This window comes from Kitasatospora sp. NPDC029312 (assembly GCF_055569215.1).
On the sequence record NZ_JBVHXY010000027.1, the window covers coordinates 18,008 to 39,673 of the forward strand.

19 protein-coding genes are annotated in these 21,666 nt (G+C 74.0%); 11 read left to right on the forward strand and 8 right to left on the reverse strand.

Annotation, left to right across the window (positions count from 1 at the left end):
* Positions 1–98: 98 nt before the first annotated feature.
* Positions 99–2,330 (forward strand): sensor histidine kinase, encoded by a 2,232-nt coding sequence (locus ACZ4WV_RS22130; protein ID WP_465749250.1) that lies wholly within the window; start codon positions 99–101, stop codon positions 2,328–2,330.
* Between the two features lie 157 nt (positions 2,331–2,487).
* Here ACZ4WV_RS22130 and ACZ4WV_RS22135 read toward each other — a convergent pair whose 3' ends face one another.
* Genes ACZ4WV_RS22135 through ACZ4WV_RS22150 form a run of 4 tightly spaced genes read right to left on the reverse strand, consistent with a single transcriptional unit; the run spans position 2,488 to position 4,251 of the window.
* Complete coding sequence (locus tag ACZ4WV_RS22135) at positions 2,488–2,694, reverse strand: hypothetical protein (RefSeq protein WP_465749252.1); 207 nt, start codon at positions 2,692–2,694, stop codon at positions 2,488–2,490.
* A 56-nt stretch (positions 2,695–2,750) separates the two neighbouring features.
* Positions 2,751–3,419, reverse strand: a complete 669-nt coding sequence (locus ACZ4WV_RS22140) for a hypothetical protein (protein ID WP_465749253.1) — start codon at positions 3,417–3,419, stop codon at positions 2,751–2,753.
* Positions 3,420–3,448: 29 nt separating this feature from the next.
* Positions 3,449–3,859, reverse strand: coding sequence for a hypothetical protein (locus ACZ4WV_RS22145; protein ID WP_465749255.1), 411 nt, complete (start codon positions 3,857–3,859; stop codon positions 3,449–3,451).
* Positions 3,856–4,251, reverse strand: coding sequence for a hypothetical protein (locus tag ACZ4WV_RS22150; protein ID WP_465749257.1), 396 nt, complete (start codon positions 4,249–4,251; stop codon positions 3,856–3,858). The genes ACZ4WV_RS22145 and ACZ4WV_RS22150 overlap by 4 nt, the downstream gene beginning before the upstream one ends.
* Positions 4,252–4,512: 261 nt before the next feature.
* On the opposite strand from ACZ4WV_RS22150, the gene ACZ4WV_RS22155 reads away from it, so the two are divergent.
* The 7 genes from ACZ4WV_RS22155 (at position 4,513) to ACZ4WV_RS22185 (ending at position 12,949) form a co-directional block, all read left to right on the forward strand.
* A complete protein-coding gene (locus tag ACZ4WV_RS22155) occupies positions 4,513–5,832 on the forward strand; it encodes a phosphoribosyltransferase family protein (protein ID WP_465749259.1) in 1,320 nt (439 codons plus the stop codon).
* A 241-nt stretch (positions 5,833–6,073) separates the two neighbouring features.
* Positions 6,074–7,288 carry a 4-hydroxyphenylpyruvate dioxygenase gene (gene hppD / locus ACZ4WV_RS22160; RefSeq protein WP_465749261.1) on the forward strand — a complete coding sequence of 405 codons (1,215 nt, stop codon included), beginning with the start codon at positions 6,074–6,076 and terminating at the stop codon, positions 7,286–7,288.
* 56 nt (positions 7,289–7,344) lie between these two features.
* Complete coding sequence (locus tag ACZ4WV_RS22165) at positions 7,345–8,547, forward strand: cupin domain-containing protein (protein ID WP_465749263.1); 1,203 nt, start codon at positions 7,345–7,347, stop codon at positions 8,545–8,547.
* A complete protein-coding gene (locus ACZ4WV_RS22170; protein ID WP_465749265.1) occupies positions 8,544–9,446 on the forward strand; it encodes a hypothetical protein in 903 nt (300 codons plus the stop codon). Before ACZ4WV_RS22165 ends, ACZ4WV_RS22170 begins: the two co-directional genes overlap by 4 nt.
* Entirely contained in the window at positions 9,443–10,666 is a 1,224-nt protein-coding gene (fahA, locus tag ACZ4WV_RS22175; protein ID WP_465749267.1) for a fumarylacetoacetase, read from the forward strand. The genes ACZ4WV_RS22170 and fahA overlap by 4 nt, the downstream gene beginning before the upstream one ends.
* A 231-nt stretch (positions 10,667–10,897) precedes the next feature.
* On the forward strand, positions 10,898–11,962 hold the full coding sequence (locus ACZ4WV_RS22180) for an enoyl-CoA hydratase/isomerase family protein (protein ID WP_465749269.1): 1,065 nt from the start codon (positions 10,898–10,900) through the stop codon (positions 11,960–11,962).
* Between the two features lie 201 nt (positions 11,963–12,163).
* Positions 12,164–12,949, forward strand: coding sequence for an enoyl-CoA hydratase (locus tag ACZ4WV_RS22185; RefSeq protein WP_465749271.1), 786 nt, complete (start codon positions 12,164–12,166; stop codon positions 12,947–12,949).
* Between the two features lie 139 nt (positions 12,950–13,088).
* Here the strand turns inward: ACZ4WV_RS22185 and ACZ4WV_RS22190 are convergent, their stop codons facing one another.
* Entirely contained in the window at positions 13,089–14,921 is a 1,833-nt protein-coding gene (locus ACZ4WV_RS22190) for an NAD-binding protein (RefSeq protein WP_465749415.1), read from the reverse strand.
* 268 nt (positions 14,922–15,189) lie between these two features.
* Between ACZ4WV_RS22190 and ACZ4WV_RS22195 the strand changes: the two genes are divergently transcribed.
* Positions 15,190–15,735, forward strand: a complete 546-nt coding sequence (locus ACZ4WV_RS22195) for an HdeD family acid-resistance protein (protein ID WP_465749417.1) — start codon at positions 15,190–15,192, stop codon at positions 15,733–15,735.
* A gap of 85 nt (positions 15,736–15,820) precedes the next feature.
* Here ACZ4WV_RS22195 and ACZ4WV_RS22200 read toward each other — a convergent pair whose 3' ends face one another.
* Together ACZ4WV_RS22200 and ACZ4WV_RS22205 are read right to left on the reverse strand one after the other, a co-directional pair.
* Entirely contained in the window at positions 15,821–16,459 is a 639-nt protein-coding gene (locus tag ACZ4WV_RS22200) for a DUF6461 domain-containing protein (protein WP_465749273.1), read from the reverse strand.
* Positions 16,460–16,546: 87 nt separating this feature from the next.
* Positions 16,547–18,037: a CoA transferase gene (locus ACZ4WV_RS22205; RefSeq protein ID WP_465749275.1), complete on the reverse strand. Its 1,491-nt coding sequence runs from the start codon at positions 18,035–18,037 to the stop codon at positions 16,547–16,549.
* Between the two features lie 173 nt (positions 18,038–18,210).
* Between ACZ4WV_RS22205 and ACZ4WV_RS22210 the strand changes: the two genes are divergently transcribed.
* Positions 18,211–18,903, forward strand: a complete 693-nt coding sequence (locus ACZ4WV_RS22210; RefSeq protein ID WP_465749277.1) for an N-acyl homoserine lactonase family protein — start codon at positions 18,211–18,213, stop codon at positions 18,901–18,903.
* Positions 18,904–19,033: 130 nt separating this feature from the next.
* Here the strand turns inward: ACZ4WV_RS22210 and ACZ4WV_RS22215 are convergent, their stop codons facing one another.
* Positions 19,034–20,338, reverse strand: a complete 1,305-nt coding sequence (locus ACZ4WV_RS22215; protein ID WP_465749279.1) for a cytochrome P450 — start codon at positions 20,336–20,338, stop codon at positions 19,034–19,036.
* Between the two features lie 282 nt (positions 20,339–20,620).
* Here ACZ4WV_RS22215 and ACZ4WV_RS22220 point away from each other — a divergent pair, with 282 nt between their 5' ends.
* Entirely contained in the window at positions 20,621–21,550 is a 930-nt protein-coding gene (locus tag ACZ4WV_RS22220) for a hypothetical protein (protein ID WP_465749281.1), read from the forward strand.
* Positions 21,551–21,666: the final 116 nt, after the last annotated feature.

Sequence of the window (21,666 nt, forward strand, 5' to 3'; positions counted from 1 at the left end):
GTTGCCGAGACTGGACGCGAACGTGCGGGACCCGCCGCCGACCGGGGGCCGTATCGACCGGTGCGGCCCGCGCCCCGGCCCGTCTGCGAGGTGGTGCCATGACCACGGTGACCGTTCCCCGGCGCCGCACGCCGGCCGAGAGGCAGCTCACCGCCGCGGCGGTCGCCACGGCGGTCTGCCTCGTCGTCGCGACGCTGTGGACCTGCTACGTGCTCGTCCACCTCGGCGAACCGGGCGTCGCCCACCCGCGGGACCTGCTCGCCGTCCTCGTCTACGCGCTGCCGACCGCCGCCGCGGGGATGCTGCTGCACGCCCACCGGCCGGGCAGCCCGCTCGGCTGGGTGCTGCTCGTCTACGCGTTCACCCTCGTCCTACCGTACGCGGCGGACGCCCCCGTCTGGGTGGAGGTCACCGACCCGGGCATCCTCGGCGCGACGGCCGCCTTCGACGCGCTGTGCCTCGCCGTGAACGTGACGCTGTTCTACACCCTGCCGCTCTGGCTGCCCGCCGGGCGGCTGACCACCCGGCGCTGGTGGTGGTACATCGGGGCCGTCGCGCTGTGGGTGGTCCCGGTGACCGCCTGGACCCTCGACAGCGCCACCCTCCACGGGCGGCCCAACCCGCTGGCCGGCAACCCGCCCGGCCACCTGTTCCGCACCGTCGTGAACACCCTCTGGAACCACGACCTGCTCATCAGCGAGTGCCTGATCGGGTTCGCCTCCGCCGTCCTGCTGGTGCGCCTGCTGCGACCGGCCGGTCCGCAGCACGCCCGCTCGCAGCACGGCGATCCCAAGTACGGCGATCCGGAGCACGGCGATCCGCAGCCCGCCGGTCCGCAGCGCGGTGCGGACGAGGCCGGGCGGCACCGGCTGCGGGTGGCGGCGATGCTCGGCGCCTACCTGCTGTGGGCCGGCACCCAGGACTTCTACGAGCGGACCCTGACCGAGCACTACTGGCTCAGCTACTCGCTGTTCGCCGCCGCGGGGGCGGTCTGGGCGGTCGGGATCGGCGTGCTGGTGATCCGCGACCACGGCTGGCGACTGCACCGGGCCGCGCGCAGCGTGCTGATCGGGCTCCTGCTGGCCACCGGCGTCACCGTGCTGTTCGTGGCCGCGGCCACCCTGCTCTCCAGCTGGCTGCTGCCGGGGCGCGGCGGGGCGGCGCTGCTGCTGATCGCGCTCGTCTACGCCCTGGGCGCGGCCCTACCGCGGGCGGCCCGGCGGGCCGTCGCCCTGGTGGACCGGCTGTACTACGGCGAGCGCGCGCAGCCGTACCAGGTGCTGCGGGCGCTCGCGGGCCGGGTGCGGCAGGTGGTCGACCCGGCTCGGCTGCCGGAGGCACTGTGCGCGACGGTCGCCGAGGAGCTGCGGCTGCCGGGGGTCACCCTCGCCGTCACCACCCGGGCCGGCCGGCGCACGCTCGCCACCGCCGGCCGCCTCGACGGCCGGACCCGCGGCTTCGCGCTGGTTCACAACGGCCTGCCGATCGGCGAGCTGACCGTCGGGCTGCGGGCGGGCGAGGAACGGCTCGACGCCAGCGACGTCGACATCCTGCGTTCCCTCGCCGACCAGGCCTCGCCCGCCGTCGCGTCGCTGCGGCTGCAGGAGGACCTCCAGGCCAGCCGGGAACAGATCGTCGCGGGGCGGGAGGAGGAGCGGCGGTGGCTGCGGCGGGACATCCACGACGGGCTCGGGCCGGCGCTGGCCGGCCTGCGGCTGCGGGTGGACGGGGCGGCCGCCACCGCCGACGAGGCGCTGGCCACGACCCTGCACGGGATCGCGGAGGGGCTGGGAATGGCGATCACCGAGCTCCGCCGGATCACCGACCGGCTCGGGCCGGCCCCGCTCGGCGAGTTCGGGCTGGCCCGGGCGGTCGAGCAGTTGGCGGCCACCTTCAGCGGGACCGGCCTGGCCGTCACCGCGGAGATCGAACCGGAGCCGTTGCCCGAGCTGCCGGCCGCAGTGGAGGTCGCGGCGTACCGGATCACGGCGGAGGCGCTCAACAACGTGCTGCGACACGCCCGGGCCAGGTCGGCGCGGGTGCTGCTGCGGGTCGACGAGGAGGCGCTGGTGCTCACCGTGCAGGACGACGGGGTCGGGTACCGGGAGGACTCCGCCGGGCCGGGGGAACCGGACGGCGATGCCGGCGGCGGTGGCGGCGGGGTGGGGCTGCGCTCGATGGCGGACCGGGCGACGGAGATCGGCGGCAGCTGTGTGGTCCGGCCGCTGCCGCGGGCCGGCGGGACGCAGGTGCTGGCGGTGCTGCCGCGGTCGACGGGGAGGAGCGGGGTGGAGGAGCCGGCCGTCGACGGCGGGACGCACGGCGGCTGACGGCGGGAGGGCCGGTGGCTGGCGGCGGCCGACCGCGGTCGGCGCCCCCGGCGCTGGCTGCGCCGGGGGCGGTGGGGCTGGGACGGTGGTGCTGGGACGGTGGGGCTGACGGTGGGGCCGGGGCGGTCCCGGGCGGCGGCCCCGGCTCCCCCGCCCCCTACTGGTCCGGGTCCGGCGGGACGGCCCTGCAGCCGCCGGGCGGGCAGCCGATGTGGCCGTCCGCCGCCGCCGAGCCGCCACCGGTGCCAGGACGGGTACCGGTCGTGGAGGTGGCGCAGGCGTTCCGCAGCACCACGACGACCGCGATCACACCGACTGTCACGGAGGCCAGGCAGATCGCCCTGGTCGCGCTGTTCATTGCCATGAGGTGGTTCTCCTGATTCTTCCGAACGGCCGATCCGATCGCTCGATCGCCCTGCCTCAACTGTGCGGACGTCCGGGCCCCGAATGCATGGGCTCGGTGTCCCGTTCCGGTCCCAGAACGGCGTCCAGGACGCCGATCCGCCCGAGAACGGCGCTGACCGGTCCGTCCGTGCCGGCCCGCAGGCCGTACCGCTCCCCCGCCCGGACGTACACCAAGTCGCCGGAGAACAGCGGCACTTCACCGCTGACGCCGTGAAGGAGCCGGCCGGTGCCGGAGAGCGGCAGCAGGAAGGCGTCCGCCGAAGGTTCGGCGTACGGTCCCCAGGTCGCGCCGCCGGCCAGCCGCACGGTGTGCACGGCGATCCGCCGGTCGGGGCCGCGGGACCCCGAACCGCCGCGCTGGGTGGGGATGCCGGCGGTGGGCGGGACGGCACGGACGGTGAGCACGGCGGTCGGCGCGCCGGGCAGCGCGGTGAGCCGGTGGCCACTGCCCGGCGGGTCGTGCAGCAGCTGACCGGGGAGCACGACCCGGCCGCCCACGAACAGCCGCCCGGAGAGCACCACGGCCACCGTCTCGGCGGCCCCGCACGGGAGTCGCGCCACGTGACCGCCGGGCGGCACGGTCTCGACCGCCAGGCCGGCGCGGACGCCGGGCCGCTGGTCGGGGTCGATCAGCCGCTGGAAGACGGGAGCGGTGCGGGGGACGGCGGCGGGGACGAGGATCACCTGGGGCCTCCTGGGCAGGGGGGATGACGTCAGGGGCGGTTGCGGTGCTCGGCGCGGCGTCGGGCAAGGGCCGCGCGGGTGCCGGCGCGGTGCCGGGGCACCGCCAACGTGAGGTGGAGCAGCTCCGCGCCGAGCGGTCCGGCCTCCAGATGCAGGCAGTGGCCGCGCGGGGCCAGCAGCAGGTCACCGTCCGAGGCCAGGTGGTCCGGCTCGGCGGAGCGTCGGCCGATGACGGCGGCGCCGCGCAGCACGTGGAGGACGGTCTCGGCGTCGGGCCGGCCGGGCAGTTCGTGGTGGGCGCCCGGGCTCAGCCGCAGGTGGTCGAAGGACTCGCAGGCGCTGGCGAGCATGGTGCGGCGGGCCAGCGAGCGGATCCGGACGCGCTGGCCGTTCGGGCCGAGGACGACCGTGGCGGAGCCGGTGGCAGGCGTGACGATCACTCCGGGTCACCTTCTTCGGGAGGGGTGTCGGAGGCTGCGGGCGGGGCTTCGGAGGACGGGGCGGGGGTGGCCAGGACGGCGTGGAAGTACTCCAGTCCGGCCGTCCCGGCGGTGAGCACGGTCCGGGAGCCGAGCGGCAGCACCACGGTGGTGCCCTCGACGAGCGGCAGGCCGGCGTCGGGGTGGTCCGGGTGGGCGGCGTCCTCGGGCAGGGTGGCGAGGCCGGAGCCGGCGGTGACGTACAGCGCGTGCTCGACGCCGTCGGCGGTCACCGCGGCACTGTGGCCCGGCTCGAGCCGTTGCAGGCCGACGGCGCGCAGCGGGCCCGCGAGCAGGCGGTGGGGGGCGACGGCGCCGCGGCGGCGCAGGTCGGTGATGACGGTGCCCGGCATGTCGGCGCTCCTTCCGGTCTCCGGCGGGCTCTGCTGCCCGTCTCTGCGCACCACCGTCCGCTGCCCGGTGTCCCGGCCGCACGGGGGCGCCGTCCCGTCCTGATCCCGGCGCGTGCCCGGCGCGTCCCAGGCCCCGGCTGGGGCGGCCGCGGGCCCCGGCGGACGGTCCCGGCCCCCGGCGGGGTGGGTGTGGGACTGGGCGAGGACGGTCCCGGGAGCGGCGTGCCGGATCGGCGTACGGTGGAACTCGGAGGCCGTGTCATGTCCGTCACCGGAAGCCACTTCACCGATCGCACCGACGCCGGCCGGCGGCTGGCCGCCCGCCTGAGCCCGCTGGGCGGCACCGACACCGTGGTGGTCGCGCTGCCGCGTGGCGGGGTGCCGGTGGCCGCCGAGGTGGCGCGGGCGCTCGGCGCGCCGCTGGACATCTGCGTGATCCGCAAGCTCGGCGTGCCGTACCAGCCCGAGCTGGGCATGGGGGCGATCGGCGAGGACGGCGTGCGGGTGCTGAACGAGCAGGTCATCCGGCTCGCCGGGGTCACCGACGAGCAGTTGGCCGCGGTGGAGCGGCGGGAGCGGACCGAGCTGGAGCGCCGGGCCCGCCGTTACCGGGGCGACCGCCCGGCCGCCGACCTGCGCGGGCGGACGGTGGTCGTGGTGGACGACGGCATCGCCACCGGCTCGACCGCCAAGGCCGCCTGCCGGATCGTCCGGGCGCGCGGCGCGGCGCGGGTGGTGCTGGCCGTGCCGGTGGCGCCCCGGGACTGGACGGACCGCCTGGCCGAGGTCGCGGACGAGCTGGTCTGCGTCGACACGCCGTCCCCGTTCTACGCGATCGGCGAGTTCTACGGCGACTTCTCGCAGACCGGCGACGAGGAGGTGCTGCGGCTGCTGGCCGAGGCCCATGGCGAGGGGCCGGGGGAGCCCGCCGGGGTGGACCGGGAGCTGGAGCTGCCGGCCGGCGGCGTCCGGCTGGCGGGCCGGCTGACCGTCCCGGCCGGGGCGCGCGGCATCGTGGTGTTCGCCCACGGCAGCGGCAGCGGGCGCCGCAGCCCGCGCAACCGGCACGTCGCCCGCCACCTGAACCGCGCCGGGCTGGGCACGCTGCTGTTCGACCTGCTCACCGAGGACGAGGAGCCGGACCGGCGCAAGGTGTTCGACGTCGGTCTGCTGGGCTCGCGACTGACCGCCGTCGCCGGGCAGCTGGGTCGGCTCGCGCAGGCCCGCGGCCTGCCGCTGGGCCTGTTCGGCGCCAGCACCGGCGCCGCCGCCGCGCTGCACACGGCCGCCGAACTGGGCCCGGCGGTGCGTGCGGTGGTCTCCCGCGGTGGCCGCCCGGACCTCGCCGGGCCGCAGGTGCTGGGCCGGGTGGAAGCGCCGACACTGCTGCTGGTCGGCGCCCTGGACACCGTCGTGATCGACCTCAACCGGCAGGCCCGGTCCGCGCTGCGCTGCGAGAGTGAGCTGGTGGTGGTGGAGCACGCCAGCCACCTGTTCGAGGAGCCGGGCACCCTCGACCGGGTCGCCGAGCTGGCCGAGGACTGGTTCCTGCGCCACCTCCCGACCGGCGGGAGCCCTTGATCGCCGGTTGCGCAGAATTCCGGCGACCACCCCGCCGACGCAGCGCATTTTGCGCAGCCCTGGGCGGGATTTGCTGATCAGCTTGTACACATTGAGCAGTGAAAAACCGACCTGTTGCCCAACCCCCCTGACAGGAGCAAGCTCTGCGCCAGCCGCACCGCCCACCCGAAAGCCGTGCGGCCGTGATCCACGCGATCCAGCGGAAGCCTCAGCGCCGAGGCCCAGAGTGGAGGAACGAGCGATGACCCCGCAGTCCCAGGCCCTTGAGTTGACCCCCGAGGAGCGCGAGGCCGGTCTCGACGCCGATCAGCTGCGCCGCCTCGTCGGCCTCGTCGAGCACGACGCCAGCACCGACCCGTTCCCCGTCACCGCTCAGGACGCGGTCGTCTTCGTGGTCGGCAACGCCACCCAGACGGCCCAGTTCTACCAGGTCGTGTTCGGCATGGAGCTGGTCGCCTACTCCGGCCCGGAGACCGGCCGTCGCGACCGCAAGGCCTACGTGCTCCGCTCCGGCTCCTGCCGCTTCGTGATCAAGGGCGGCGTCCGGCCGGACAGCCCGCTGCTGGACCACCACCGCCGCCACGGCGACGGCGTGGTCGACCTCGCCCTGGAGGTCCCGGACGTCGACAAGTGCATCGAGCACGCCCGTGCGTGCGGCGCCACCGTCCTGGAGGAGCCCAACGACGTCTCGGACGAGAACGGCACCGTGCGCCGCGCGGCCATCGCCACCTACGGCGAGACCCGCCACACCCTGATCGACCGCTCCCGCTACCACGGCCCGTACCTGCCGGGCTACGTCACCGCACAGAGCGGCGTCACCCACCCCGCGGGCACCCCCAAGCGGCTGTTCCAGGCCCTCGACCACGCCGTCGGCAACGTCGAGCTGGGCCGGATGGACGAGTGGGTCCGGTTCTACAACCGGGTCATGGGCTTCGTGAACATGGCCGAGTTCGTCGGCGACGACATCGCCACCGAGTACTCCGCCCTGATGTCCAAGGTCGTCGCCAGCGGCAACCACCGGGTGAAGTTCCCGCTCAACGAGCCGGCCGTCGCCAAGAAGAAGTCCCAGATCGACGAGTACCTGGAGTTCTACAGCGGCCCCGGCTGCCAGCACATGGCGCTCGCCACCAACGACATCCTCACCACGGTGGACATGCTGCGCGCCCGCGGCGTGGAGTTCCTCGCCACCCCGGACGCGTACTACGACGATCCGGAGCTGCGTGAGCGGATCGGCAAGGTGCGGGTGCCGATCGAGGAGCTGAAGAAGCGCGGCATCCTGGTCGACCGCGACGAGGACGGCTACCTGCTGCAGATCTTCACCAAGCCGATCGGCGACCGCCCCACCGTCTTCTACGAGTTCATCGAGCGGCACGGTTCGCTGGGCTTCGGCAAGGGCAACTTCAAGGCGCTTTTCGAGTCCATCGAGCGCGAGCAGGACCGCCGCGGCAACCTGTGAGCGTCGGCTGACCCCCGATATGACGCCCTGACGGACGGCCGAGGAGGAGCACGGAGATGGCGTACTACCGGCAGCTGGGCAGCATCCCGCCGAAGCGGCACACCCAGCACCGCACACCCGAAGGCGGGCTGTACTACGAGGAGTTGATGGGCGAGGAGGGGTTCTCCTCCGACTCGTCGCTGCTCTACCACCGGGGCATCCCCTCGGCGGTGGTCAACGCGGCGCCCTGGGAACTGCCGGACCAGTCCACGGTGCCCAACCATCCCCTGCTCCCCCGCCACCTCAAGCTGCACGAGCTGTTCGAGGACCAGGAGTGGAAGTCCGCGGACGTCGTGGGCAGCCGCCGCCTGGTCCTCGGCAACGGCGACGTGCGGATCTCGTACGTCGCCGCCGGGGCCCCGAGCGAGCTGTACCGCAACGGGCTCGGCGACGAGTGCGTGTACGTGGAGTCCGGCACGGGCACGGTCGAGACGGTCTTCGGCTCGATCGAGATCGGCCAGGGCGACTACGTGATCATCCCGCGGGCCACCACCCACCGCTGGGTGCCCTCCGGGGACGAGCCGCTGCGCGCCTACTGCATCGAGGCGAACAGCCACATCACCCCGGTCAAGCGCTACCTCTCCAAGTACGGGCAGCTGCTGGAGCACGCGCCGTACTGCGAGCGGGACTTCCGCGGTCCGGTCGGTCCGCTCGTGGTGGACACCCCCGGGGACGTCGACGTGCTGGTCAAGCACCGCGGTCCGAACGGAATCGCGGGCACCCGCTACACGGTGCCGCACCACCCCTTCGACGTGGTCGGCTGGGACGGCTGCCTGTACCCGTACGCCTTCAACATCAGGGACTTCGAGCCGATCACCGGCCGGATCCACCAGCCGCCGCCGGCCCACCAGGTGTTCGAGGGCAACAACTTCGTGATCTGCAACTTCGTCCCGCGCAAGGTGGACTACCACCCGCTGTCCATCCCCGTGCCGTACTACCACGCCAACGTGGACAGCGACGAGGTCATGTTCTACTGCGGCGGCGACTACGCGGCCCGCAAGGGCTCGGGCATCGGCCAGGGCTCGATCTCCCTGCACCCGGGCGGCCACACCCACGGGCCGCAGCCGGGCGCGTACGAGCGCAGCATCGGCGCGGAGTTCTTCGACGAACTGGCCGTCATGGTCGACACCTTCCGGCCGCTGGAGCTCGGCGAGGGCGGGCGGGCCAGCGAGGACGCGAACTACGCCTGGACCTGGGCCGGTCGGGGGCCCGGGCGATGAGCGTTCCGGCTCCCACGGGGGTGATCCCCGAACTGTTCGTCGGGCTCTTCGACGACGCGGCGGTGTTCCCGCCGGGGAACCTGCCGGTCGCCGAGGCGGTGCCCGCCCACCGGGCCCACCGCGAGGCGTGGTACGCCGAGGCGGTCGGTCCGTTGCTGTGCGGGGCGGGCCGGCTGGGCGAGTTGGCCGCTGCGGCGGGCGGCTCTGCGGCGGGCGGCTCTGCGGCGGGTGGCTCTGCGGGTGCTGGGGTGCTCAGGGTCGGGCTCGTACTGCCGGGGGGCAGTGCGGAGCTCGCCCCGGCGCTCGCCGCCGCCGCGCCGTTCGAGCTGGCCGGCGTGGAACTGGCCACCCGGGACGCCGCCGAGGCCATCGCCGAGCTGGACCGGCTGCTGCCCCCGCACGTGCCGGCCGCCGTCGAGCTGCCGCGCGAGCTCCTGCGCGGGGACGCCCTGGACGCGGTGCTGGACGTGCTGGTCGACAGCCCGTACCGGGCGAAGTTCCGCACCGGCGGGCTGGTCGCGGAGGCGTTCCCGGACGAGGACGAACTGGCCGCCTTCCTCACCGGCTGCGCGCGGCGCGGCCTGCCGTACAAGTGCACGGCCGGGCTGCACAACGCCGTCCGGCACACCGACGCGGAGACCGGCTTCGAGCACCACGGCTTCCTGAACGTGCTGCTGGCCGCGCAGGAGACCGACCGGGCGGCTGCGGCCTCGGTGCTGGCGGAGCGGGACGGCGAGGTGCTGGCCAAGGCCGTTCGAGCACTGACCGAACATCAGGTTACGGTGATCAGGAACTCGTTCACCGCGTTCGGCACCTGCAGCATCGCCGAGCCCCTGGCCGACCTGGCCGCGCTCGGCCTGCTGTCACCGCCCGATCGACTGCCCCAGGAGGACCGTTGAGCACCACCCTCAGCAGCTGGCTCGCCAGCGCCCAGGACTCGCCGTTCGGCGTGCACAACCTGCCGTACGGCGTCTTCACCGCCGCCGACCAGCCCGGACGGCGCCGGATCGGCGTGCGCGTCGGGGACTTCGTGCTGGACGCCGGAGCGGCCGCCCGCGCCGCCGGGGCACCGTCCGTACTGCTGGACGCGGACTCGCTCAACCCGCTGATGGCGGCGGGCCGTTCGGTCTGGACCCAGGTGCGCGCCGACCTGACCTCCTGGCTGACGGACGCCTCCTACCGCGAGGCGCTCTCACCCGCACTGCTGCCCGCGGACGAAGTCCAGCTGCACCTGCCGTTCGAGGTCGCGGACTACGTCGACTTCTACGCCTCCGAGCACCACGCCACCAACCTGGGCCGGATCTTCCGCCCCGGCGCGGAGCCGCTCACCCCCAACTGGAAGCACCTGCCGATCGGTTACCACGGCCGGGCGGGCACGGTGGTGGTCTCCGGCACGCCGGTGGTGCGTCCGCAGGGGCAGCGCAAGGCGCCCGCCGACACCGCACCGACCTTCGGGCCGACGCGCCGGCTGGACATCGAGGCCGAGGTCGGCTTCGTCGTCGGCGCTCCGTCGCAGCTCGGGCGGCCGGTGGTGCTGGACGACTTCCGCGAGCACGTGTTCGGCGTCTGCCTGCTCAACGACTGGTCCGCGCGGGACATCCAGGCCTGGGAGTACGTACCGCTCGGCCCCTTCCTCGGCAAGTCCTTCGCCACCTCGGTCTCGCCGTGGATCGTGCCGCTGGACGCCCTGCAGCACGCCCGGGTCGCGCCGCCTGAGCGCGACGTCGAACCGCTGCCGTACCTGGACGACCGGGGCGGCGAGCCGTGGGGCCTGGATCTGGCGATGGAGGTCCGGCTGAACGGGCACCTGGTCTCCCGGCCGCCGTTCGCCGCGATGTACTGGACGGCGCAGCAGCAGCTGACCCACATGACCGTCAACGGCGCCTCGCTGCGTACGGGCGACCTGTTCGCCTCGGGCACGGTCAGCGGGCCGGAGCCGGACACCCGCGGCGCGCTGATCGAGCTGACCTGGAACGGCGAGGAGCCGATCAAGCTGCCGGACGGCACCACCCGGACCTTCCTGGAGGACGGCGACGAGGTCACCATCACGGCGACGGCCCCGGGGCCGGACGGCACGGTGGTCGGCTTCGGCGAGGTCTCGGGGCGGGTGCGGGGGTGAGGGCGGCGGCTGGTGACAGCTGACGGGTAACAGGCAACAGAAGACAGCTAGCAGATGACAGCTGACAGATTTCAGATGATGAAATCTGTCAGCTGTCATCTGTTACTTGCCGGCCCGTTACCGGCGGCCAGCCGCCCAGCGACCGGCGACCCGGTGATCACGGCGGCCCCACCCGCCCCGGTACCGTGGACGACGGAAGTCCACATCAGCCAGGGGACGGGAGCGGGTCCGATGAGCGCGGAGACGGCGGAGGTCCAGGCCTTCCTGGACGGCGAGGGCGACGGCGGCGGCGGCCTCGGACGGCTCGTGCTCAACCGCCCGCGCGCGCTCAACTCGCTCACCCACGGCATGATCACCGCCCTGCGCGCGACCCTGGAGGAGTGGGCCGCCGACGACCGGATCCGCGCCGTCGTGCTGACCGGCGCCGGCGAGCGCGGTCTCTGCGCCGGCGCGGACCTGCGGGTGATGCACGGGGACGTCACGGCCGGCGGGGCCGGCACCCGCGCCTTCTTCCGCGACGAGTACCGGCTGAACGCGCTGATCGCCGACTACCCCAAGCCCTACGTCGCGGTGATGGACGGCATCACCATGGGCGGCGGCGTCGGCCTGTCCGCCCACGGCGCGGTGCGGATCGTCACCGAGCGCTCCGTGGTCGCGATGCCCGAGACCCGGATCGGGCTCGTCCCGGACGTCGGTGGCAGCCGGCTACTCGCCCACGCCCCGGGCGAGTTGGGCACCCACCTCGGACTCACCTCCGCCTCGATGGGCCCCGGCGATGCCCTGCTGTGCGGCTTCGCCGACCACTTCGGGCCGTCCGCGCGCCTCCCCGAGCTCCTCAGCGCCCTGACCCGCACGGCCGATCCGGCCGCCACCGTCGCCGCGCACGCCGAACCCGCACCGCCGTCCGAACTCGGTGCCCACCGCGCGTGGATCGACGCCTGCTACGCGGTCGACACCGTGGAGGAGATCGTCGAGCGGCTGCTCGACTCCGGTGTGCCGGAGGCGAAGGAGACCTGTGAACTGCTCCTCGGCAACTCCCCCACCGCCGTCAAGGTCACCCTGGCCGCGCTGCGCCGGGCCCGTACGCTGCCCTCGCTGAAGGCGGTGCTCGACCAGGAGTACCACATCTCCTGCGCCGCGCTGGACGGGCACGACCTGGTGGAGGGCATCCGCGCCCAGGTCATCGACAAGGACCGCAACCCCCGCTGGTCGCCGCGCACGCTCGCCGAGGTGACGGAGGCGGACGTCGCCCGCTTCCTCGCCCCGCGCGAGGGCGACGAGCTGCGCCTGGCCTGACCCGGACCGACGGGACCCGGCGGAAGCCCACCGTCCCCACCCGCTTCCCCACCTGCTCAGTTGCCGGAGGGCTGGCATCCGCCGCGCTCGTGACCGGCGTCTCGCATGTCAAGACTGGCGCGATGCGGGGAACGTCGTAGATCGTTGGGTGGTCAGTGCGCGCCCGCGCGGCGCCGAGCAGCGGAATGGGAGTCAAAGGCGATGACCGAGGCTGAGACCTACGAGACGATCCTGGTCGACCGCAAGGGCCGGGTGGGGCTGATCACCCTGAACCGGCCGAAGGCGCTCAACGCGCTGAACAGCCAGCTGATGAACGAGGTCGTGGCGGCCGCCACCGCGTTCGACCGGGACCCGGAGATCGGGTGTCTGGTGATCACCGGCTCCGAGAAGGCCTTCGCGGCCGGCGCCGACATCAAGGAGATGCAGGGCAACCGGTTCCCGGACGTGTACCTGGACGACTGGCTGGGCCCCTGGGACCGGCTCGGCCAGCTGCGAAAGCCGGTCGTCGCGGCGGTGGCGGGATTCGCCCTGGGCGGGGGCTGCGAGCTGGCGATGCTGTGCGACATCCTGTTGGCCGCGGACACCGCGAAGTTCGGGCAGCCGGAGATCAAGCTCGGTGTGATCCCGGGCATCGGCGGCTCGCAGCGGCTGACCCGCGCGGTCGGCAAGGCGAAGGCCATGGAACTGTGCCTGACCGGTCGGATGATGGGCGCCGAGGAGGCCGAGCGGGCCGGTCTGGTGTCCCGGATCGTTCCGGCCGACCAGCTGCTCGATGAGGCTCTGGCCACCGCCGAGGCCGTCGCGGCGATGTCCACCCCGGCGGCGATCATGATGAAGGAGAGCGTCAACCGCGCCTTCGAGACCACCCTCGCCGAGGGCGTCCGCTTCGAACGCCGGCTCTTCCACGCGGCCTTCGCCACGGCGGACCAGAAGGAGGGCATGGCGGCCTTCGCCGAGAAACGGGCACCGAAGTTCGAGAACCGCTGACGTCGGCGGCCTTGACGGCGGCCCTCGACGGCGGGCGTCGACGGGAAGCGTCGACGTCCGTCATTCATGCCGGGGCGCTGGCGGCCGACACCTGACGGCTGACAGAATTCAGCTGACAGATTTCAGATGTTGAAATCTGTCAGCTGTCAGTTGTCACCTGTTCTCCGCCGTCCTCCACCAGCACCGTGTTGAGCCGTGCCAGTCCGCTGCGGGTGGCGGCGACCACGATCCGGTCGCCCTGGGCCAGCCGCCGGGTGCGGTCCGGGACGTTCCACTGCAGGTCGCTGCTCCGCACCAGGCGGACCGCGATGACCCGGACACCGCCCGGGTCCTCCAGGTCGTGCCGGTTCAGGCCGATCAGTCCGCTGCCGTCCTCCACCGTCAGCTCGGCGATCAGCAGCGCGTGCCGGAACACCGACAGCGTTCCGCGCACCTCACTGCCCATCAGGGCGGCGGCGAAGGCTGGCGCGGCCAGGTACGAGACGGACCGGGAGGCCGCGTTGTCCAACGTCTTGTAGACGTGCCCGGCGAAGTCGTCGTCGAACAGCCGCACCACCACCCGCACGTCGGGATTGCCGTGGCGCGCCTCCAGCGCCGCTTCCAGGTTGGTGGCGTCGTCGCCGCTGACCGCGACCACGGCCCGACTGTGCTTCAGCCGGGCGCGCCGCAGTTGCTCCTCGAAGGGCCCGTCGCCCAGTACCACCGGGATGCCGAGCGCCCGGACGGCGGCGATGCCGCGGGCCTGCGGGTCGCGTTCCATGCAGACCACCGGCACACCCAGGTCGTGCAGTTGGGTCGCAACGCGGGTGCCGACGTTGCCGAGCCCGAGGACGATCACGTGGTCCCGGGTGCCCGCGCCTGGGTTGCGGGGCAGTCCGCGCCGCCCCGAGCCGAGCACCTCCACCGCGATGGCGGTGGCGACCGGTGCGAAGGTGATCCCGCAGATGGTGATGACCACCTGGGCGACCCGCTGCCAGAGGCCGCCAGTTCCCGTCCCGGCGGCGAGGTCGGCCTGCTGGTCGGGCTGGGCGGCGCCGGCCAGGTCGAGCAGGGAGGTGTAGAGGGTCCAGCCGAAGTCCCGGTTGAGGTACCAGAGCACGCCGAAGGACATCAGCACCGCGGCGAGCGCCGTGAGCAGCACCAGCCGCAGCCGGGCGCTGGTGAAGAAGCGCATGGCGTCGAGCACCCGCCAGCGCAGCCGCCGCACCCAGTTGATCGGCTCCCGGGGTTCGACGGGCAGGACCTGGAGGGCGGCTCTCCCACCGGGTGGTTCCTCGGGCTCCGCGGACGGCCCCGGCCCGCGCCGCGCTCCGCCGGGCAGGACCGGTCCGTCGTCGCCGAACTCGCTGGCGAGACGGACGAATTCGGCCGAGCCGCCGTTCTCTTCGGGCAGCAGCCGGATCTTGCTGAGGTCCTGCCGGTCGATCCGGTCGGCGACCACGCAGATCCGGTCGGAGGTGATGGCGTCGTCGAAGGCGATGTGCAGGTATCGCCCGTCGATCTCGACGGAGTTGGGCCGGCCGAGCGCGGCGGCGGCGAAGGCCGGGGCGGCGGTGGCGGAGCCGGAGAGCGCGGCGCCGTTCCTGAGGAGCCGTTGGATGTTCTCGCCGAGGCGTTGGTTGAACATCCGGAAGACGATCCGGATGCCCGGGTTGTGGTTCTGGGCGCTGAGCGCGGCGTGGATGTTCTCCTGGTCGCTGCCCTCGACCAGGGCGAGCCCGCGGGCGGTGCCGATGGAGACCGCGCGCAGCGCCTCGTCGGTGACGCTGGGGTACTCCACCACGGCGGCGACCCCGGGGAGTTGTTCGATCTGCGGCGCGTGGTCGCGGGTCCGGTCGGTGACCAGGACGACGACCGGCACCTCGTAGTGGTCGACGAGTTCCAGGACCAGCCGGTGCGCCAGCGCGTTGCCCCCGCAGACGATGTAGTGCTGGCTGATCGGCTCGACCGGAGGGGTCCCCCCACCCTTCAGAAGTCATACCGACGGATGGTATCGCCGACGGCCGACCGGAGGGTGTCATTCCGGAGACGGCCGGACATCATTCGAACGGCCGTGCCCGACGGGCGGACCGGCGGCGCGGCGACGAGGCTGGGGTTCGTTCTCCGTTCCGGACTCGATCTCCGTCTCCGACCCGGCCTCGCTCCCCAGCCCGCTCTCCGCCCCCAGCCCCGAGGAGTACCTCACCGTGGCCCCTCCGATCATCACTCCCGACGGCTCACCGGTCCAGGGCCCGCTCGGGATGCTCGCCAGGGCCGCCTGGCAGGTCCTCCTGGCCGCCGGTGTGGCCTCGCTCGCCCTCGGGATCGTGGTCTTCGTCTGGCCCCGGGAGACGCTGCTGGTGGTGGGCGTGCTGTTCGGCCTCTACCTGTTGGTCATCGGCATCGTGCAGTTGGTCGCCGCGTTCGGCACCCACGTCGCCACCGCGATGCGGGTGCTGGCCTTCATCAGCGGCGCGATCAGCGTGCTCCTCGGGCTGCTCTGCTTCCGCAGCGCGGCGCAGTCGCTGCTGCTGCTCGCGCTCTGGATCGGCATCGGCTGGCTGTTCCGCGGCATCACCCAGTTCGCCGCCGCGGTCTCCGACCCCCTGATGCCCGCCCGCGGCTGGCAGGCCTTCGCGGGAGTGGCCAACACCCTGGCCGGCGTGCTGCTGATGGTCTGGCCGGTCGGCTCGATCACCGCGCTGACCGTGCTGGCCGGGTGCTGGCTGCTGATCCTCGGCGTGGTCGAGATCGCGACGGCCGTTCGGATCCGCGGCGACGCCAAGCGGCTGCCCCCGGGCGTCTGACCGACGGCGACACCCGCGCACGGCTCGGGGCCGTCACCCGGCCCGGCACCCCACCCGCTCGGCAACTCCCCTGCCTTCCCGTTCCTTACGGCCGTGGCGCGTAGCCGAGCCGGAAGGTGGCGGCTTCCAGCCGTTCCGGGGTGAGCCGGACGTCGGTCAGCCGCTCGGCGAGCGCGAACACGGCCTCGGTGTGCAGGTCGCCGTGGTCCCCGTCCAGCTGGAAGCCGCAGGCCGTCAGCAGTTCGGCGGTGCCCGGCGCCTCGGCATCCGTGCCGCGCCGCCGGCCGGCGAAGAGCGGTTCGAACTCCAGGCGGCAGGTGCCGTGCTCCCACCAGTGGAAGTGGTCCGCCGCGTTGACGTTCCGGAAGTGCGAGACCAGCCGGGTGCCCTCGGCGAGCCGGGGGACGACCTCGTTCAGGCTGCCGAGGTAGCCGTACGGCTCGACCGCGAGGGCCCAGCCGTCGAGCTCGGTGACGGCGACGAGGATGCGGTCCTCGTCCGGGTCGAACAGCTCCTCGGCCTGCTCGTCATCCCCGTCCTCGAAGGTCTCCCAGGCGGCGAGGACCGCGTCGAGCCCGGTCACCTCCCGGCCGGTGGGAGCGCTGAAGCGGCGCAGCAGTTCCTCGGCGTCGATGCCCTGGACCTGGGTGAGGCAGTAGGCCTCGCCCAGGACGGGGTAGCGCTTGGCGAACCAGGTGTAGTCGGCGGCGTGTGCGGCGGTCATGCGCAGGATGCTGCCACAGGCCACTGACAGTCCTCACCGCGCTGCTGACGGATCTTCCGGGCGTTGGGCCGATCGCTCTTCCGGTCGTCAGCGCCACACCGGCGCGTCCGTCCCCCAGCGCCCGGGCGGGCGGGCCCAGTCGGCGGGCGCACCCTGGTATCCGATGGGCGGCAGGGCGTGCCGCAGCCGCCCGTACGCCGAGTCGGTCTCCGCGAGCCAGCGTGCCGGGTCGTAGGGATCGGTGCCGTGGCGCGGCTCGACCGGCGGGGCGGGTTCGATGCCGTGCAGCAGCCAGGAGGCGGTGCCGGCCAGGGAGAAGCGCAGGTGGCGGCCGCCGGGGCGGTGGGTCCGCTGGTCAGTGAGGGCGCGCAGGACGGCGGCGGCGACCAGGTAGCCGGTGCCGTGGTCGAGGGCCTGGGCGGGCAGGGCGCCCGGGCGGCCGTCGGCGTCGGCCTCGTGGGCGGCGATGCCGACACCGGCCTGGACCAGGCTGTCGAAGCCCCGGCGGACGGCCCACGGACCCGTCCAGCCCCAGGCGCAGAGCTGGGCGACGATCAGGTCGGGCCGGCGGGCGAGCAGGGCGTCCGGGGCGAGGCCGTGGGTGTCCAGTGCGCCGGGGCGGTAGCCGGTGACCACGATGTCGGCGATGGCGAGCAGGCTCTCGAAGACGGCGCGGTCGCCCGGGTCGGCGAGGTCGAGCCGGGTGGAGCGCTTGCCGAAGCCGGTGTCGGCGTGGGAGTCGTCGGCCTCGGGCAGCCGGGGCGAGTCGATCCGCAGGACGTCGGCACCGAGCAGGGCGAGGGTGCGGGTGGCGACCGGTCCGGCGATGACCCGGGTGAGATCGAGGACCCGGACGCCGGCGGCGGGCTGGTCCACCGGGGCCGCACCGAGCGGGCGGACGGCCGCGGTACCGGATTCCCGGCACTCCACCAAGGGGTGCATGGTTGCACTCACCGGCGCGACCGCCACGGCGAGCGCCCCCGCCGCGTACGCGCGCTCCTGCGCCTGCTCGGCCGGCAGCTTGCCGAGCACCTCAGCGAGCTGCTCCGGGCCGGCCTCCGGGGCGAGGTCGAGGGCGGCGAGCAGCCGGGCACGGTGGTGCGGGTAGTTGGCGTGGGTGCGGATCCAACCGTCGGCGGTGCGCCAGAACCCGGAGAGCGGGGCGAAGTTGACGGGTTTGCGGCCGTCGACTGTCAGGTGCCGCTCGCTGACGAACGCGGTGGCGACGGCCCCTTCGTCCACCCGGACGGCGGGGACGGGGCCGCCGGCGCGGTACGCGGCCAGTTCGGCGGCGGCCAGCGAGCAGGCGGCCACCGTGGCGCGGGCGAGCCGGCGCACCGGCAGGCCGGAGGGCAGGACGTCCTGCGGGCCGTGGAAGCCCACCCGCTCCAGGAGCTCGGCCGGCCCGCCGAGCGCGGCCCAGGCGTCGGCGGTGGGGCGGTCCGCGTGCTGGTGTTTCGGCGCTTGCTCGGGTGCTCGCTCGGACGCGGGGCCGCCCTCGGGCTCGGGCTCGGTCGCGGGGTCGGGCTCGGTCGCGGGGTCGGGCTCGGTCGCGGGCGGCATCGGACGATCGGTCATGTCCGCATTGTGCTCCGCTTCCCGCTCGCCCGCCGTGACGCCCGCCACCGGGCTTGAGTCGAAGGCCGCCCTTGGCCGGCCCGCTCGACCGGCGGGTAGGCTGCGGGCCGGCGGCCGTCCCCCGTGTACGCACCGGGGGGATGGCGCGGGGCGCTGAATGACGAGGGGGACGCATGCACACGATCCGCCGCCTCGACCTGGGCTACTTCGTCCGGCCGTCCTCCGAGGTCGGCGGCCCCGAGCCGCGGGTCGAGCCGGTGCTCGCGTACCTCGTCCGGGGCCCGGAGGGGCTGTTGCTGTTCGACACCGGGATCGGCTCGGGCTCGCCGGAGACGGAGGCGCACTACCGCCCGGTCCGCCGCCCGCTGCCCGAGGCGCTCGCCGCGGCGGGCGTCTCGCTCTCGGACATCGACCTCGTGGTCAACTGCCACCTGCACTTCGACCACTGCGGCGGCAACCCGCTGCTCGCCGGGACGCCCGTCCTGGTCCAGGCCGGGGAGCTGGCCACCGCCCGACGCGGCGACTACACCATCGACGCCCTGGTCGACTTCCCCGGCGCCGTCTACCGCGAGCTCGACGGCGAGGCCGAGGTGTGGCCCGGCGTCCGGGTGCTGCCCACCCCCGGCCACACCGACGGCCATCAGTCCCTGCTGGTCGAGCGGCTGGACGACTGCCCGGTTCTGCTCGCGGGGCAGGCGTATGACTTCGCCACCGAGTACGGGCAGGCGGTGCTCGCCCGTCGGGCGGAGCGGGAGGGCATGGCTGAGCCGCTGCCCGGCTACCGCCCCTGGCTGGACCGGGTGTCGGAGTACGGGCCGGGCCGGGTGCTCTTCGCGCACGACCACGCGGTCTGGGAGACCTCTTAGGGAGCGCGGGCTCGGCCCAGGGGGTCGGTCGGTGCTGGACGCGCGGTCCGAGGTGCCGCCGACGCGGTGAGGGGCGGACGGCTCGGTGAGGGGCGGACAGCTTGGAGACGGATGAATTCGGCGGCCGGGTTCAGAAGGTGAAGCGCAGTGAGCGGATCCGGTGGTCGAAGCTGGACGGGACGAGCTCCGGCGCGCCGACGGACCGGACCGCGGGGAGGCGGGTGTAGAGCTCGCGCAGCAGCACCGTCATCTCCTGCCGGGCCAGGTGGGCGCCGAGGCAGTAGTGCGGTCCTCCGCCGCCGTAGCCCAGGTGGGGGTTGGGGCTGCGGGTGATGTCGAAGGCGTCCGGGTCGGGGAAGACCGTCTCGTCGCGGTTGGCCGAGCCGTAGTAGAGCGCGACCTTCTCCCCCGCCCGCAGCAGCGGGCCGCCCGGGCCGCCCAGCTCGTGGTCGACGGCAAGGGTGCGGCGGAACTGGATGATCGGCGTGGAGTGGCGCACGATCTCGTCCACGGCGCCGTCGAGGCGGCCGTCCAGATCGCTGAGGAGCAGGGCGCGCTGCTCGGGGTGGACGGTCAGCAGGTGCAGGCCGTGGGACAGCGCGTTGCGAGTGGTCTCCACCCCGGCGACCAGCAGCAGGGTGAAGAAGGCGCCCAGCTCCCGGCCGGTGAGCCGGCGGCCGTCTACGTCGGCGGTGACCAGCGCGGAGATCAGGTCCTCGGCCGGCCGGCGGCGGCGCTCGCGACCGATCCCGGCGACGATGCCCTGCATCCGGGCGAGCGCCGCCAGCCCGCGGCCGGGGACCCGGAGCCGGCGGCGCGGGCGGGCCACCCCGATCTCCTGGGAGCTGCGGTTGACCAGGTCGAGGATGGCGCGGCGCGGTTCCTCGGGGATGCCCATCATGGTGCAGATCACCTGGAACGGGAGCTCGGCGGCCACCGCGTCGACGAAGTCCTCGGGCCGGTCGCGCTCGACCTCGTCCACCAGGGCGGTGGTGATCCGGTGGATGTCCTCCTCGACCCGGCCGAGCAACCGCGGGGTGAAGGCCTGCGAGACGATCCGGCGCAGCTGCGCGTGGCGAGGGGCGTCGAGGTTGACCATCGAGTCGCCGAAGAGCAACCGCACCCAGCGGGCCGGCTCGGGGGTGGTGACGCCGGGGCCGGAGAGGAAGACCGCGGGGGTGCGGCTGGCCTCGATCACGTCGGCGTGCCGGACGAAGGCGTGGAAGCCCCGGCCGGTGGCGCGTTCGCCGAAGTACGCCGGGGCGGGACGGCGGCGCAGCTCGGCGAAGGCGGCGGATCGCACGGCTTCGGGCAGCTGCCAGAAGCGGGGGTCGGCGAGGTCGGGGCCGGACGGTGCGGGGCCGGATGGTGCGGGGTGGATTGGTGCGGGGTCTGCGCTGGAGGTCGCGGTGGAGGTTTTCGTCGGGGTGTTCATGGGGTGCCTCCTGCGTCCGGTCCCGTCGCGCACTGCCCGGCACGCACGCCGCGTGGCAGGGTGTGCACATCTAGTGATCACGGGGTGTGCGATGTCAAGCCGCATCGACGGTGCGACGAAAGGGTGCTATGAGCGGTTGATCGGCTCGACTGCGCCGGTGTGATCGGTGCCCGCCGGCCGGCCCGGCGTTCCGCGGGTCGGTGGAGGTCGGGCATGGTCTCACGGGGCGGAACCGGCCATTACCGGAGGGCGTGATCCGGGCCCGGCAGGGTGGGTGCGACGATGAGTGCCATCGTGATGACCGATCGGATCCGCCTGCTGCGCGCCGCGGTCTTCGCCGCGCTGTGCGTGGCGATGGCCGCCACGGCGCACGTCGCCATGGGCGGGGCCGGAGTCTCTCCTGCCGTGCTGCTCGGCGCGCTCGCGGCGGTCCTCGGGCTGACCTGGCTGCTGGCCGGAAGGCGGCGCGGGATCCGTGTGATCAGTGCGTGGATGGTCGCGGCGCAGAGCGCGCTGCACCTGCTGTTCGAGCAGGCCGGGTCGTTCGGCCGCGGGAGCGGCGGCCTCGGCCGGCTCGCCACCACGGACTGGACGGCCCTGTTGCTCTGCACCCCGGACCGGGTGCCGGGCGGACTGTCCCCCGTCGAGCTGGCGCGGATGGCCGGCATCGACCCCGACATCCCGCCGACGGCCGGCAGTCTGCAGCCGATGGCGGGGATGCACCACGGGGCGGCGGCCGGCGCGGCCGGCGGGATGGCCGACGGGATGGCCATGGGCGCGGGCCTGCCGGGGATGACAGGGATGACGGGGATGTCCGGAACAGTGGACATGCCCGGCGTGTCGCCGGTGATGCCCGTGGGGGCGTCCGGCGGGATGCCCGATGGGATGGCGCACGGGATGTCCTACGGCATGGCCCATGGCATGACGCCGGGAATGGCCGTCGCCCACGTGCTGGCGGCGCTGGGCTGCGCGCTGTTGCTCTGGCGCGGCGATGTCGCGCTGGTCCGGCTCTTCGAGTTGCTCGGCGCGGTAGGCGGCCTGGTCGCGGGGGCACTGCTGCTCCCGTTGCTGGCGCTGTTCGCGGGCCCGTTCGGGTACCGGCCGCCGGCTCCGCCCCGGCCCGTCGACCGGCCGGCCCGGCTGCCCCGGTCGGTGCTGCTCACCCATGCCCTCGTCCGGCGCGGGCCGCCGGTTTTCGCCCCAGCCTGCTGACGCGCCCGCCGCACTGATCCCCGGCCGACCTCGGCCGATCCCGGCCGTTGCCGGGACTCCCGTGGCGGGCAGGTCGCCCCGCCGTGTCGTACCGCCCAGCCCACCGCCGCAGCACC

Bases quoted from the DNA above. Each gene is read 5' to 3' on its own strand.
- ACZ4WV_RS22155 (WP_465749259.1), top strand. From the start codon at position 4,513: ATGTCCGTCACCGGAAGCCACTTCACCGATCGCACCGACGCCGGCCGG.
- ACZ4WV_RS22170 (WP_465749265.1), top strand. From the start codon at position 8,544: ATGAGCGTTCCGGCTCCCACGGGGGTGATCCCCGAACTGTTCGTCGGG.
- ACZ4WV_RS22135 (WP_465749252.1), bottom strand. From the start codon at position 2,694: ATGGCAATGAACAGCGCGACCAGGGCGATCTGCCTGGCCTCCGTGACA.
- ACZ4WV_RS22200 (WP_465749273.1), bottom strand. From the start codon at position 16,459: ATGACCGCCGCACACGCCGCCGACTACACCTGGTTCGCCAAGCGCTAC.
- ACZ4WV_RS22195 (WP_465749417.1), top strand. From the start codon at position 15,190: ATGCTCGCCAGGGCCGCCTGGCAGGTCCTCCTGGCCGCCGGTGTGGCC.
- ACZ4WV_RS22130 (WP_465749250.1), top strand. From the start codon at position 99: ATGACCACGGTGACCGTTCCCCGGCGCCGCACGCCGGCCGAGAGGCAG.
- ACZ4WV_RS22210 (WP_465749277.1), top strand. From the start codon at position 18,211: ATGCACACGATCCGCCGCCTCGACCTGGGCTACTTCGTCCGGCCGTCC.
- ACZ4WV_RS22180 (WP_465749269.1), top strand. From the start codon at position 10,898: ATGAGCGCGGAGACGGCGGAGGTCCAGGCCTTCCTGGACGGCGAGGGC.
- ACZ4WV_RS22185 (WP_465749271.1), top strand. From the start codon at position 12,164: ATGACCGAGGCTGAGACCTACGAGACGATCCTGGTCGACCGCAAGGGC.
- ACZ4WV_RS22205 (WP_465749275.1), bottom strand. From the start codon at position 18,037: ATGACCGATCGTCCGATGCCGCCCGCGACCGAGCCCGACCCCGCGACC.
- ACZ4WV_RS22165 (WP_465749263.1), top strand. From the start codon at position 7,345: ATGGCGTACTACCGGCAGCTGGGCAGCATCCCGCCGAAGCGGCACACC.
- ACZ4WV_RS22150 (WP_465749257.1), bottom strand. From the start codon at position 4,251: ATGCCGGGCACCGTCATCACCGACCTGCGCCGCCGCGGCGCCGTCGCC.
- hppD (WP_465749261.1), top strand. From the start codon at position 6,074: ATGACCCCGCAGTCCCAGGCCCTTGAGTTGACCCCCGAGGAGCGCGAG.
- ACZ4WV_RS22220 (WP_465749281.1), top strand. From the start codon at position 20,621: ATGAGTGCCATCGTGATGACCGATCGGATCCGCCTGCTGCGCGCCGCG.
- ACZ4WV_RS22215 (WP_465749279.1), bottom strand. From the start codon at position 20,338: ATGAACACCCCGACGAAAACCTCCACCGCGACCTCCAGCGCAGACCCC.